Source organism: Actinomadura sp. NPDC048394 (assembly GCF_040651755.1).
GTDB lineage: Bacteria > Actinomycetota > Actinomycetes > Streptosporangiales > Streptosporangiaceae > Spirillospora > Spirillospora montaniterrae.
In genome coordinates this window covers 84,787-98,114 of record NZ_JBEZJL010000009.1, presented here as the reverse complement: position 1 = coordinate 98,114, position 13,328 = coordinate 84,787, and the positions used below count along the sequence as shown (strand labels likewise).

Here is a 13,328-nt window from a genome sequence, read left to right as displayed (position 1 = left end):
AGGGTAATCCGCGATTCCTGTTTACACTGTTCTGCCCTGGAACTTTCGTTTCGTTTTCCACTGATGAGGAGAGAGCCGGATGTCCGATCGGGGAGCGCGTCCGCACAGGCATCTCGCCGCGACGGGCGCCGTCCTCGCCCTCGCGCTGGCGCTGACCGGATGCGGCGGCGGGAAGAAGAAGTCGGCCGACCCGACGCCGCCCCCGCCGCCGAGCGCGCAGCCGACCGAGCAGGCCAACGCCGCCCCGGGCTCCACCGCCCTGAAGTCGTCCGGCGGGCTGCGCAAGCCCGTCACCTACGACGACAAGGTCAGCGTGGCGATCAGCAACATCCGGTACGTCAAGAACAAGGACCTCGGCCCCGGCGAGCTCACCGGCAAGGTGCTCACCATCTTCACGCTGAAGTTCGCCAACGGCTCCGGCAAGCCCCTCGACCTCAACAAGGTGCAGGTCACGGCCGTCTACGGGAGCAAGAAGACGCGCGCCCAGCACACCTCCTACGCCAACCTGAACGACTTCTACGGCACCGTCCCCGCCGGCGGCACCAAGTCGGCGTCCTACGCCTTCGACCTGCCCTCGTCGGGCTACAAGTCGGTCATGGTCGGTGTCAAGTTCGACGCCCAGCACAAGACCGCGCTGTTCGCGGGCGCCCTCCACAACTGACGTTCCGCGAGGTACGTTCGTGGTTCCAGCGTTCCCCGGGGGTTGAGGGTCGTGCCATGCCTAGCTCTAACCGGTCTCGCGGCTCGAGCCGGTCGATGATCGTCAAAGTGCTCGCGCTGCCGGTGATCGCGGCGGTGGGCTTCCTCGGCTGGCAGCTGCCGCAGAGCCACGACCCGGCCCCGGACACCGTGCCCGTGCCGGGCGCCCCGGGCGCCGCGCCCGTGGGCTCCACCGCGTACAAGATCCCGGACGGGGCGCTGTTCGTGTCGCCGGCCGGGAACGACGGCGCGGACGGCACCCGGAAGCACCCCCTGCGCACGCTCGCCAAGGCCGTCGCGAAGGCGCGCGCCGGCGGCACGGTCGTGCTGCGCGGCGGCGTCTACCACGAGTCGGTCACCGTCCCCGGCGGCAAGAGGCTGACCGTCCAGTCCGCGCCGCACGAGGCGGTCTGGCTCGACGGCAGCTCGCAGGTCGCCGGCTGGCGGCAGGGGAACCGCGCCTGGGTGCGCGAGGGCTGGACGGCCCGGTTCGACTCCAGCCCGACCTACACGGCGGGCGCCCAGGAGAGCGGCGACTCCGACTTCCGGTTCGTCTCGCCCGACCACCCGATGGCCGCGCACCCCGACCAGGTGTGGCTGGACGGCGTCCCGCAGAAGCAGGTCGGGGCGCGCGGCGACGTCAAGGACGGCACCTTCTACGTCGACGAGGCGTCCCACCGCCTCTACCTCGGGTCGGACCCGCGCGGCCACGACGTGCGCGCCAGCACCCTGTCCGAGGCGATCACCGTCGGCGGCGCCGGATCCCGCCTGCGCGGCATCGGGGTGCGCCGCTACGCCACCTCCCTCCCCCAGCTCGGCAGCGTGAAGGTCACCGCGCCGGACGTCACCGTCGAGAACGTCGCGGTGAACGAGTCGGCCACCACCGGCCTCAGCGTCCTCGCCGCGCACGCCCGCGTCCGGCACGTCACCACGTCCGGCAACGGGATGCTCGGCGTCCACGCCAACTACGCCGACGACCTGCGGCTCGACGCGGTGCGCAGCACCGGCAACAACGTCGAGCACTTCAAGTACTCGCCGGTCTCCGGCGGCGTGAAGGTGACCCGGTCCCGGAAGGTCGCGGTGACCGGCGGCGTGTTCGCCGACAACCTCGGCAAGGGCGTGTGGATGGACGAGTCCGTCTACGACATCACGCTCACCGGCGACCGGATCCTGCGCAACGCCGACCACGGCGTCTCGCTGGAGCTGAGTGCGAAGGCGGTCGTCGCCGGCAACGTGATCGGCGACAACGCCGGCGACGGGCTGAAGGTGAACAACACCTCCGACGTCCAGATCTGGAACAACTCGCTGGCCGGAAACGGCCGCACGATCCACCTCGCGCAGGACGCGCGCAGCCCGTCCGACCCGCACGCGGCGGGCCGCGACCCGCGGCAGAAGACCGCCGACCCGGCGATGACCTGGCGCGTCTCCAAGGTCGTCATCAGCAACAACACCCTCGCCGACGCCCGCTCCGGCACCCCGTGCCTGCTGTGCGTCGAGGACGGCACGCACCGGCGCGGCGCCGGCCAGATGGGCGTCGCCGTCGACGGCAACGTCTACGTCCGCCCGGACGGGAACCCGCGCACGCTCGTGCAGTGGGCGCGCAGTTCCGGCGGGACGACCGACTTCGGCGACCTCGGCCGGTTCCGGTCGGAGACCGGGCAGGAGAAGCGCGGCGTGCTGAAGACGGCCGCCACCGCCGCCGGGCAGGACGGCGAGCTGGAGCGCACCGTCGCCGCCCAGGCGGACGCCGACACCGCGCTCCCCCTCCCCGCCCCGATCGCCGCCCTCCTAGGCAAGCCCACCGGCACCCGCCACATCGGGGCTTGGCAGTTCTGATTGCATCGCCCTTGGCGGTCGGGCCCTGGGGGCCCTCCCTTCAACGGGCAATGCGTGCGATCGCTGCATCGCTCCGACTCGGCCCTGGGGGCCTCGCTGCGCGATCGGATTCTCGCTCCGCTCGAATCCGGCTTCGCACGCGATCGCGACGCCTGAGGTCCGCGATGGCCGGGGTGACGGGCTGAGGCAAGCGCTCAGCCTTACGGCTTTCTCAGGGGCGGGTCCAGGGGAACTCGCGGCCCAGGATCGCTTCCAGGTCGGCGTTGTAGGGGGCGTAGTGCTCGGCGAGGGCCTGCCGGGTCGCGGGGGCGAGGTCCTGGCTCGGCGCCGCGTTCCACACCTTGATCGCCGACGGGGGCAGCGGCGCGGGCTCCAGCCCGAGGAACGTCGCGACGGTGTCGCACGCGGTCTGCGGGTCGGCGTAGAACTCCTCCGCCGCCAGCACGCAGAACTGCTCCGCCGGGAAGTGCTTCATCCAGCGCCGCAGGTGCGGGGCGTACTCGCCCTGCGCCCGGTACGACTGCTGCTCGTGCGCGTAGCTGGTGTAGCCGGGCTGACCGGCGATGATCCGCTCCTCCTCGCCGGCGAGCCGATCCGCCTCGGCGGCGAGGGCCTCCTCGAACGACGGCAGGTCCTCGGCGTTCTGCCGGCGCCGCTCCCGGTAGTGCGAGAACGCCCGCTCGATCGGGTCCCGCAGCACCAGCAGGATCTTCGCGTCCGGGACGTCCCGCCCGGCCCGCTCCGCCGCCAGCGGATGGAACAGGTAGTACGGCGACCCCTCGCCCACGACCTTCCCGGCGCGCCGCGCGGACGCGGGGAAGTGCGACCGGTACCAGGCGGCGCCCTTGTCGTAGTGGGAATCGAAGTAGTGGACGCCCTTGGTGTGGTTGTCCTTGGGCAGCAGCCGCGCGTTCGGGAACAGCGGCATCACCTGCGGATGCTCCAGCAGCGTGTAGTAGAGCGAGGTGGAGCCCCCGCGCTTCGCCCCGATCAGCAGGAAGTCGGGGCCGGGGCGCAGCGCCGCCGTGCTCATCCCGTACCCACGGATCATGCTGCGGCCCGCGGCGACGACCGGGCCGGGAAGAGTCCCTCGATTCACATCGGACAGATTACCGGCCCGGCGCCCGTATTCTTGGTCTCGTCTTTAACGAGCCCGGAAGGGCGCGGCGGCGGCCGGACTCAGCCAGGGAGGGCCTTCATGACCGTCAAAGGCGTCTTCCCGCGCCGCCGGCCGCCCGCGCCGAGCGCCGGCTGGTGGGCGTTCACCCTGCCGCTCGCCCTGATGCTCGCCAGCGACTACAAGCTCCGCAGCCGCGACGTCGACAACGCCGTCGGCGGCAGCGCCGACCTGACCGTCCTGGTCGAGATCGCGGTCTACGGCGCCGCCGCCCTGTACCTGGTGTGGAAGTTCGGGCTGCGGGCGCCGCGCCGCCGCACCACCGGGCTGCTGCTCGCGGCCTGGCTGTTCTGCGGGTACGTGGCGTTCTCCGCGCTGTGGTCGCCGTTCAAGTCGCTCGGCCTCGTCCGCGGCGTCCAGCTGATGATCACGATGCTGGTGGCGCACACCATCGCGACCCGCGCCACCCCCGCCGACCTGCGCAAGCTCGCGCACATCTTCGTCGGGATCGTGCTGGTGTCGGTCGGGATCGGCGTCGCGCACCCCTTCCCCCGGACGCTGCACACCGAGACCCGGTTCAACTGGCTGTACGTCCACCCCGTCATCGCGGGCGTGTACCTCGCCGTCGCGATCCTGCTGGTCGTCGGCTACCTGATCCGGTGGAACCGGCCCGAGGACCGGCTGTGGCACCCCGTCGTCTACGCGGGGGCGCTGGTGGTCCTGACGGGGGCGCTCGTCGCCACCGGGACGCGCGGCGCGGCGCTCGGCTGCGCCGCCGGGCTGCTCGTGCTGCTGGCCACCGCGAGGGGCCCCAAGGGCCGGATCGATGTGATCGTGATGGGCGCCGCCGTCGCCGTGCTGGCGGTCCTGGCGTTCTCCGACAAGATCCTCGCGTTCGTGTCGCGCGGCGAGACCACCGAGCAGCTCGCCACCCTGAACTCCCGCACCGAGCTGTGGTCGCTGGCGATGGACGCGTTCCGGGAGGAACCGATCTTCGGCCGCGGCCTCGGCGCGTCCCGCGGCCTGTTCCTGGACAGCATCGGCCTCGGCGGCGGCCACAACGCGTTCATCAACGCGCTCGTCGACAACGGCGTGGTCGGCACGGTCGCGTTCGCCGCGCTGCTGCTGACGCTCGGGTTCGTGCTGCTGACGCTCTGCCGGCACCGGACGCTGCGCGCCGACGCCGGCATGCTGCTCGGGATCTTCGGCTGCTTCCTCACCGACAGCATGACCACCGAGGGGCTCGCCGCCCCCGCGAACGTGTCGTCGGTGTGGCTGTTCATCCTCGTCGCGTGGGCGGAGACGCTGCGCCGGCAGGGCGGCGACCCGCTCCCCGCCGTCCAGCGGTCGCCCGCCGAGACGGTCGTGGACGCGGCCGGCTGGTCAGGCACCACCGTGACGGCGTCCGCGCAGATAGAACGCGCCGCCGAGCAGCCCTAGCACCACCAGCCCGACCAGCGCCCCCGTCCCGATCAACCCGCCCGGCATGCCGGACTTGGACGGGAACGCCACCGGGGAGGTGTCATCGGTCGCCGGCGACGCCGACGCGTCCGGCTCCGTCGCCGCGTTCGCCGCCGGCAGCGCCACCGTCCGGAACACCGGACGGGTGCCCGCCCCCGCCACCAGCACCTTCCGGCCGTCCGACGACACCCCGAACGCGTGCCCGGCCAGCGACGCCGCCGTCTTCACGACCTGCCCGGCGTCGTCCCGGATCCCGCCGAGGATCCGCACGTCCGTGGTCGTCTTCAGGATCACCCGGCCGTCCCGGGTGAAGTCGCCGCCGCGCACCGGGAACGGCAGCGTCCGCAGCCGGGTCAGCGCGTTGTTCGCCGGGCCGAGCACCCCGGGCAGCGCGAACACGGCCGCGGCCGCCGCGTCCCGGGTGATGATGTACACCCGGCTCTCCGCCGGGTCGGCCAGCAGCGCGGCGCCCCGGTGCCCCCCGTCCGGGTACTTCAGCTTGAACGTCTTGACCGGCAGCGTCCCGCCGGTCAGCGTCTTCGGCTCGGCGACCCGGTGCAGCAGCAGGCTCCCCGCCCGCCCGGCGCTCAGGTCACCGACGAACAGCCCCGACTCCCCGGACCCGTTCTTCACGATCGTGATCGCGTCCCACCGCGCCGCCGCCGCGCCGGACAGCGTGTAGGTCGCGCGGGTGCGGCCCTTCGCGTCCAGCGCGAACAGCCGCGCCCCTCCGGTGCCGGACGCGACCGTCCACCAGATGTCGGGATGCAGCACGCCCGCGACCATCGCCGCGGGCGCGGCCACGGCGGGCCGGAACGCGGTGCGGGCCGCCGCCGTGGTCGTCACGGCGGGACTCGGGGACGGCGCCGCCTCCGCGACCGCCTCGGGCCCTGTCAGAACCACGAGCACCGCCGCCGCGCCACCCGCGGCGAACCGGAGCCTGAGGGGATGCGTTCTCACAGTTCGACGTCCATCTCTGCCGGGAATCGTGTGGCATTCTTGCGCATGTGGATCCGCTCGGCATTAAAGGTACTTACTCCTTCACCCCCCGCGTGCACGGTGACCAGCGGGGATCTTTCCATGAGTGGTTCCGGGACGACGCGCTGCGGACGGTCACGGGACACGGGCTGAACCTGGCGCAGGCGAACTGCTCGGTGTCGTCCAGGGGCGCCCTGCGCGGCGTGCACTTCGCCGACGTCCCGCCCGGCCAGGCCAAGTACGTGACGTGCCTGCGCGGCGCGATCCTCGACGTCGTCGTCGACCTGCGCGTCGGATCCCCCACGTTCGGGCAGTGGGAGGGTGTCCGGCTGGACGACGAGTCCCGCCGCTGCCTGTACGTCGCGGAAGGCGTCGGGCACGCGTTCATGGCGCTCACGGACGACGCGACGGTCATCTACCTGTGCTCGGAGCCCTACGCGCCGGGCCGCGAGCACGGCGTCCACCCGCTCGACCCCGAGATCGGCATCGAGTGGCCCGCCGGCATCGAGCCCGTCCTGTCCGGCAAGGACGCGGAGGCGCCGACGCTCCAGGAGGCCCTCGACACCGGCCTCCTGCCGTCCTACCAGGACTGCCTCGACCACTACGCCAAGCTCGGGCTGCCGGTCTGACGCTCCGGCCACGCGGCCGTCAGGGACGGCCAGGCGGCGTGCAGGGCGTCCCGCCAGTCCCGCATGGGCGCCAGGCCCGACGCCGCCCACCGGCCGTGCCCGAGGACGCTGAACGCCGGGCGCGGCGCGGGCCGCACGAACCTCTCGCTCGTCGTGGCCCGCACCCGCGCCGGGTCGTGGCCGAGCAGCGCGAACACCTCGCGGGCCAGCCCGTACCAGGTCGTCCGGCCGGCGTTCGTGCCGTGGTAGGCCCCGGCAGGGGCGTCCGCGCGGGCGAGCGCGATGATCCGGTCGGCGAGGTCGCCGGTCCAGGTCGGCTGCCCGGCCTGGTCGTCGACCACCTCGACGGTGTCGCGCTCCCCCGCCAGCCGCGCCATCGTCCGGACGAAGCTGGGCCCGTGCGCCCCGTACAGCCAGGCCGTCCGCACCACGTAGCCGCGCTCGTAGCCGAGCACCGCCGTCTCGCCGGCGAGCTTCGTGCGGCCGTAGGCGTTGACGGGGGCGGTCGGCGCGTCCTCCGGGTACGGCTCGGTGGCGGTGCCGTCGAACACGTAGTCGGTGGAGACCTGGACGAGCTTCGCGCCGATCTCCGCGCATCCCGCGACGAGCGCCCCGACCGCCGTGCCGTTGACGGCCAGCGCCGCGTCCTCGCTGGTCTCCGCGTCGTCGACGGCCGTCCAGGCGGCGCAGTTCACCACGGTGTCGGGCCGGTGCCGCCGCAGCGCCTCGCGGACCGCGTCCGCGTCGGTCAGGTCCAGCTCGGCGCGTCCCGGCGCCACCACGTCGTCGAGACGCGCGACGAGGTCGGTGCCGAGCATCCCGCCCGCACCGGTGACGAGCCACGTCACGCCGCGTCCTCCGACCGCTTCTTCAGCGGCTCCCACCAGGCGCGGTTCTCCTCGTACCAGCGGACCGTCTCGGCCAGGCCGTCCTCGAACGCGACCTGCGGCGCGTACCCGAGCGCCCGCAGCTTCGCGTCCGACAGCGAGTACCGGCGGTCGTGGCCCTTGCGGTCCTCGACACGCTCGACCCTGTCCCAGCCGGCGCCGACCGCGTCCAGCAGCCGCCCCGTCAGCTCCAGGTTCGTCAGCTCCGCCGTGCCCGCGATGTGGTACACCTCGCCGGGCTCGCCGCGCTCGGCGACCACCTGGATGCCGCGGCAGTGGTCGGCGGCGTGGATCCAGTCGCGGACGTTCCCGCCGTCCCCGTACAGCGGCACCGTATGGCCGTCCATCAGGTTCGTGGCGAACAGCGGGATGACCTTCTCCGGGTACTGGTACGGCCCGTAGTTGTTGCCGCAGCGGGTGATGCTGACGGGCAGCCCGTGTGTGCGCGCGTAGGCCCGCGCCATCATGTCGCCGCCCGCCTTCGCCGCCGAGTACGGCGAGTTCGGCGCGAGCGGCGCCTCCTCGTCCCAGGAGCCCTCGTCGATGCTGCCGTACACCTCGTCGGTGGACACCTGCACCACCCGCGGCGTCCCCGCGTCCAGGCACGCCTGCATCAGCGCCTGGACGCCCAGCACGTTCGTCCGCGCGAACTCCGCGCCGCTGGCGATCGACCGGTCCACATGCGACTCGGCCGCGAAGTTCAGCACGACGTCATGCCCCGGCACCAGCTCCGCGAGCAACTCCCCGTCGCAGATGTCGCCGTGCACGAACGTGAACCGCCCCTCGACGGGCTCCAGGTTCGCGAGGTTCCCGGCATAGGTCAGCTTGTCCAGCACGGTGATCTCGGCGCCCGCCCACGCGGGAAACGCCCCGGACGCCAGGTCCCGCACATACTGCGACCCAATGAACCCGGCCCCACCCGTCACCAGCACCCGCGGGGGTCGGCCAGCCGCCATGTCCATCTGACTCCTCACTTGGACATCCGCCCTTCCGTCATCGGGGCAGCGTGCGCACGGAACTTCGAACAAATGCACGACGCTGAGCAATCGAACCGCTACAGTCCGTTCCATGCCTCGGACCGTGAAGCGGGCGTTCAAGTACCGCTGCTATCCGACCCTTCACCAAGCCACGCAGCTTGCACGGACGTTCGGCTGTGTCCGCCTCGTCTACAACAAGGCCCTGGAGGAGCACATCCGGGTCTTCCGCGCCGAGGGACGCCATCTCGGCTTCAAGGAGGCGTCGGCGATGCTCACACAGTGGAAACGCGAACCAAGATTCGACTTCTTGGCGGAGGTCTCCTCGGTTCCGCTTCAGCAGGCCGTGCGGCATCTGCAAAAGGCGTTCACCAACTTCTTCTCGAAACGCGCACGCCATCCGGCCTTCAAATCGAGGAAGAAGAGCAAGGCGACGGCCGAGTTCACCAGGTCGGCGTTCGCCTACCGGAACGGTGAACTGACGCTCGCCAGGATGGACGCGCCGCTCCGTGTCGTCTGGTCGCGTCCGCTTCCCGACGGGGCGACGCCGTCTACGGTCACGGTCACACGCGACCCGGCGGGGCGGTGGTTCGTGTCCCTGCTGTGCGAGGACCGCGTCACACCCCTGCCCCCCACTGGGCAGCGCACCGGCGTGGACTTCGGCATCACGTCGCTGGCGACCCTTTCCACCGGCGAAAAGATCACCAATCCGCGATTCGGGGATCGTGACCGGAAGCGACTCGCCAAAGCTCAGCAGAGCCTTTTCCGGAAGCGTCCGGGCTCGGCCAACCGCGCCAGGGCCCGGCGGCGCGTCGCGCGCGTCCATGCTCGGATCGCCGACCGGCGGCGCGATTTCCTGCACAAGCTCTCGACTCGGCTCGTCCGCGAGAACCAAGCGGTCGTGATCGAGGACCTGGGCGTGGGGAACATGCTCAAGAACCCGTCGCTGGCCCGCGCCATCGCCGATTCGGGCTGGCGCCAGTTGCGCTCGATGCTGGAGTACAAGGCCGACTGGTACGGACGCGAACTGGTCGTGGTCGACCGTTGGTTCCCGTCCAGCAAGCTGTGCAGTGCCTGCGGGCACCGGGCTTCCATGATGCCCCTGGCAGTCCGCGAGTGGAGGTGCGCCGCCTGCGACGCCCTTCACGACCGGGACGTCAACGCCGCGCGGAACATCCTCGCCGCCGGGCCGGCGGAGAGGCGAAACGCCTGCGGAGCTGCTGTAAGACCTCAACGGAAGTTCTTCCCGGCGGGCGAGCGGTGATGAAACAGGAAACCCGGCGGGTGACCGCCGGACTCCCCTTCCACGAGGGGAATGCCGGTCAATTGCTGATCTGCACTTTGCTGTGATCTCCCAGGACGAGGCGGTGCGCCTTCGGCACGCGGGGGGCGGGGGTGACCTCGGCCTCGCGGCCGATCAGCGAGCACTCGATGCGGCCGACGCCGTCGATGGACGCGCCGCGCAGCACGATCGAGTACTCGATCTCGCTGTCCAGGACCGCGCAGTCGCGGTCGATGGAGGTGAACGGGCCGACGTAGGAGTCGCGGACGACCGAGCCGGCGCCGACGATGACCGGGCCGACGACGCGGGACCCCGCGACGCGCGCGCCCGCCTCGACCACGACCCGGCCGATCAGCTCGCTGGCCCCGTCCACCTCGCCCTCCACATGAGGTTCGACGCCCTCCAGGACGAGCCGGTTGACCTCCAGCATGTCGGTGACGTTGCCGGTGTCCTTCCAGTAGCCGGTGATCACCGTGGACTCGACCCGGTGGCCGTGGTCGATCAGCCACTGGATCGCGTCGGTGATCTCCAGCTCGCCGCGCGCGGACGGTTTCAGCTCCGCGACCGCCTCGTGCACCGCCGCGCTGAACAGGTACACCCCGACCAGCGCCAGGTCGCTCTTCGGGAACTCCGGCTTCTCCTCCAGCGCGACGACGCGGCCCGCGCCGTCGAGCTCGGCGACGCCGAACGCGCGCGGGTCGGAGACGTGCGTCAGCATGATCTGCGCCTGCGGGCGGTCCGCGCGGAACCGGTCGACGAGGCCGTCGATGCCGCCGACGATGAAGTTGTCGCCGAGGTACATGACGAAGTCGTCGCCGCCGAGGTACTCGCGGGCGATGAGGACGGCGTGCGCCAGCCCGCGCGGGGCGTCCTGGCGCAGGTACGTCACGTCGAGGCCGAACGCCGAGCCGTCGCCGACGGCGCCGCGGATCTCCGCCTCGGTGTCGCCGACGACGATGCCGACCTCGCGGATCCCGGCGTCCCGGATCGCCTCCAGGCCGTAGAAGAGGACGGGCTTGTTCGCGACGGGGACGAGCTGCTTCGCCGAGGTGTGGGTGATGGGGCGGAGCCGGGACCCGGCCCCGCCCGCCAGCACGAGGGCCTTCACGGCGCGACGGCGGAGGTCGGGCCCTGGGGGGCGGGCAGGTGCACGGGGGGCTCCAAAGGGGTGCTTATCGGGCGCCGGTGATCATCCCGGCGCCGACGGTGTTGTTGGTGGCCTCGTCGATCAGGATGAACCCGCCGGTCAGCCGGTTGCGGTTGTAGTCGTCGACGAACAGCGGCTGCGTCACCCGCAGCGAGATCCGGCCGATCTCGTTCAGCCCGAGGCCCTCCGCCTGGTCGTCGCGGTGCAGCGTGTTGACGTCCAGCCGGTAGTGCAGGTCCTTCACCAGCGCCTTCGCGGTGCGGGTGGTGTGCTTGATGACGAGCTTGGTGCGCGGGGTGAGGACCCGGTCCGGGGTCATCCAGCACACCATCGCGTCGAGGTCCTGCGCGGCCTCCGGCCGGTTGTGCGGGCGCGCGATCATGTCGCCGCGGGAGATGTCGATGTCGTCGGCGAGCCGCAGCGTCACCGACATCGGCGCGTACGCCTCGTCGACCGGCCCGTTCGGGCCGTCGATGTGCGTGATCGTCGTGGTCAGCCCGGACGGCAGGTGCACCACCTCGTCGCCCGGCTTCAGCACGCCGCCCGCGACCTGCCCGGCGTAGCCGCGGTAGTCGTGCAGCTCGGGGTCGGTGGAGGCGTGCGGCCGGATGACGTACTGCACCGGGAACCGGACGTCGATCAGGTTGCGGTCCGAGGCGATGTGCACGTGCTCCAGGTGGTGGAGCAGCGACGACCCGTCGTACCACGGCATGTTCACGCTGCGCTCGACGACGTTGTCGCCGTGCAGCGCCGAGATCGGGATGAACGTCAGGTCCGTCACCTCCAGCTTGGAGGCGAACGCGGTGAACTCGTCGACGATCCGCTCGTAGACGGCCTGGTCGTAGTCGACGAGGTCCATCTTGTTGATCGCCACGACCAGGTGCGGGACCTGCAGCAGCGTGGTCAGGAACGCGTGCCGCCGGGACTGCTCCAGGATCCCCTTGCGGGCGTCCACCAGGATGATCGCGAGGTCGGCGGTGGACGCGCCCGTCACCATGTTCCGGGTGTACTGGATGTGCCCGGGGGTGTCGGCGATGATGAACTTGCGGCGCGGCGTCGCGAAGTAGCGGTACGCCACGTCGATGGTGATGCCCTGCTCCCGCTCGGCGCGCAGGCCGTCGGTGAGCAGCGCGAGGTTGGTGTACTCCTCGCCGCGGTCGACGCTGGTCTTCTCGACCGACTCCAGCTGGTCCTCGAAGATCGACTTGGAGTCGAACAGCAGCCGCCCGATCAGGGTGGACTTGCCGTCGTCGACGCTGCCGGCGGTCGCGAAGCGCAGCAGATCCATCGTCTTGGCGGACGCGCTCTCGGCGGGCTCGATCGTGCTGGCCATTAGAAGTAGCCCTCCTTCTTGCGGTCCTCCATGGCGGCCTCGCTGGTGCGGTCGTCGGCGCGGGTCTGGCCGCGCTCGGTGATCCGCGTCGCGGCGATCTCCGCGATCACCTCTTCCAGCGACGCGGCGTTCGACTTCACCGCGCCGGTGCAGGACGCGTCGCCGACCGTCCGGTACCGGACGGACGCCTCGAACTCCGGCTCGTCGTCGCCGCGGTTCGCGAACCCCGTCTCGGCGTCCAGCAGCAGCCCGTCGCGCTCGAACACCCGCCGCGTGTGCGCGAAGTAGATCGGCGGCAGCTCCAGCTCCTCGCGCCGCACGTAGTCCCAGATGTCCAGTTCCGTCCAGTTCGACAGCGGGAACACCCGGACGTGCTCGCCCTGCGTGATCCGCGTGTTGAACAGGTTCCACAGCTCCGGACGCTGGTTCTTCGGATCCCACTGCCCGAACTCGTCCCGGAACGACACCACGCGCTCCTTCGCGCGCGCCTTCTCCTCGTCGCGGCGCGCACCGCCGAACGCCGCGTCGAACCCGTGCTCCTCGATCGCGTCCAGCAGCGGTGTGATCTGCAGCCGGTTCCGCGACGCGCGCCGCCCCTTCTGCTCCACCACCCGGCCGGAGTCGATCGCGTCCTGCACCGACGCCACGATCAGCCGGACGCCCAGCTCGGCGACCCGCCGGTCGCGGAACTCCATCACCTCGGGGAAGTTGTGCCCGGTGTCGACGTGCATCACCGGGAACGGGATCGGCGCGGGCCAGAACGCCTTCTGGGCCAGGCGCAGCATCACGATGCTGTCCTTGCCGCCCGAGAACAGCAGGACGGGCCGCTCGAACTCGGCCGCCACCTCCCGGAAGATATGGATCGACTCGGCCTCGAGGACGTCTAGCTGGGACAGCAGGTAATCGCAACGCTGCATGGTCTAGGGCTCTCTCCACGCTGTTCTGGCAGATGCAACCGGTGGCGCGGGACGGGCGCCCGCGCTTC

The 13,328-nt window shown here is 71.4% G+C and carries 11 protein-coding genes and 1 pseudogene; 5 read left to right on the top strand and 7 right to left on the bottom strand.

Features of this window, described 5'->3' with window-relative positions:
* The first annotated feature begins 79 nt into the window (after positions 1 to 79).
* Together AB0C78_RS08280 and AB0C78_RS08275 are read left to right on the top strand one after the other, a co-directional pair.
* Positions 80 to 661, top strand: coding sequence for a hypothetical protein (locus AB0C78_RS08280; RefSeq protein WP_151542380.1), 582 nt, complete (start codon positions 80 to 82; stop codon positions 659 to 661).
* Between the two features lie 95 nt (positions 662 to 756).
* On the top strand, positions 757 to 2,535 hold the full coding sequence (locus tag AB0C78_RS08275) for a right-handed parallel beta-helix repeat-containing protein (protein WP_360743582.1): 1,779 nt from the start codon (positions 757 to 759) through the stop codon (positions 2,533 to 2,535).
* Between the two features lie 211 nt (positions 2,536 to 2,746).
* Here the strand turns inward: AB0C78_RS08275 and AB0C78_RS08270 are convergent, their stop codons facing one another.
* A complete protein-coding gene (locus AB0C78_RS08270; protein WP_360743578.1) occupies positions 2,747 to 3,634 on the bottom strand; it encodes a sulfotransferase in 888 nt (295 codons plus the stop codon).
* A 99-nt stretch (positions 3,635 to 3,733) separates the two neighbouring features.
* Here AB0C78_RS08270 and AB0C78_RS08265 point away from each other — a divergent pair, with 99 nt between their 5' ends.
* A complete protein-coding gene (locus tag AB0C78_RS08265; RefSeq protein WP_360743575.1) occupies positions 3,734 to 5,092 on the top strand; it encodes an O-antigen ligase family protein in 1,359 nt (452 codons plus the stop codon).
* Here the strand turns inward: AB0C78_RS08265 and AB0C78_RS08260 are convergent.
* Complete coding sequence (locus AB0C78_RS08260; RefSeq protein WP_360743572.1) at positions 5,036 to 5,959, bottom strand: hypothetical protein; 924 nt, start codon at positions 5,957 to 5,959, stop codon at positions 5,036 to 5,038. The two genes, AB0C78_RS08265 and AB0C78_RS08260, sit on opposite strands and share 57 nt — an antisense overlap.
* Before the next feature lie 161 nt (positions 5,960 to 6,120).
* Here AB0C78_RS08260 and rfbC point away from each other — a divergent pair, with 161 nt between their 5' ends.
* Positions 6,121 to 6,720: a dTDP-4-dehydrorhamnose 3,5-epimerase gene (gene rfbC / locus AB0C78_RS08255; protein WP_360743569.1), complete on the top strand. Its 600-nt coding sequence runs from the start codon at positions 6,121 to 6,123 to the stop codon at positions 6,718 to 6,720.
* Here the strand turns inward: rfbC and rfbD are convergent.
* Entirely contained in the window at positions 6,693 to 7,568 is an 876-nt protein-coding gene (gene rfbD / locus AB0C78_RS08250; RefSeq protein WP_360743566.1) for a dTDP-4-dehydrorhamnose reductase, read from the bottom strand. The genes rfbC and rfbD overlap by 28 nt on opposite strands.
* A complete protein-coding gene (rfbB, locus tag AB0C78_RS08245; protein WP_360743563.1) occupies positions 7,565 to 8,563 on the bottom strand; it encodes a dTDP-glucose 4,6-dehydratase in 999 nt (332 codons plus the stop codon). The genes rfbD and rfbB overlap by 4 nt, the downstream gene beginning before the upstream one ends.
* A gap of 112 nt (positions 8,564 to 8,675) precedes the next feature.
* On the opposite strand from rfbB, the pseudogene AB0C78_RS08240 reads away from it, so the two are divergent.
* Positions 8,676 to 9,931, top strand: a pseudogene (locus tag AB0C78_RS08240) (RNA-guided endonuclease TnpB family protein).
* Here the strand turns inward: AB0C78_RS08240 and AB0C78_RS08235 are convergent.
* The 3 genes from AB0C78_RS08235 to cysD form a co-directional block, all read right to left on the bottom strand.
* Complete coding sequence (locus AB0C78_RS08235; RefSeq protein ID WP_360743560.1) at positions 9,904 to 10,971, bottom strand: glucose-1-phosphate thymidylyltransferase; 1,068 nt, start codon at positions 10,969 to 10,971, stop codon at positions 9,904 to 9,906. The pseudogene AB0C78_RS08240 and the gene AB0C78_RS08235 overlap by 28 nt on opposite strands.
* A 64-nt stretch (positions 10,972 to 11,035) precedes the next feature.
* Positions 11,036 to 12,298: a GTP-binding protein gene (locus tag AB0C78_RS08230; protein ID WP_151542384.1), complete on the bottom strand. Its 1,263-nt coding sequence runs from the start codon at positions 12,296 to 12,298 to the stop codon at positions 11,036 to 11,038.
* 44 nt (positions 12,299 to 12,342) lie between these two features.
* Positions 12,343 to 13,260, bottom strand: a complete 918-nt coding sequence (cysD, locus tag AB0C78_RS08225; RefSeq protein ID WP_360743556.1) for a sulfate adenylyltransferase subunit CysD — start codon at positions 13,258 to 13,260, stop codon at positions 12,343 to 12,345.
* Positions 13,261 to 13,328 lie beyond the last annotated feature (68 nt).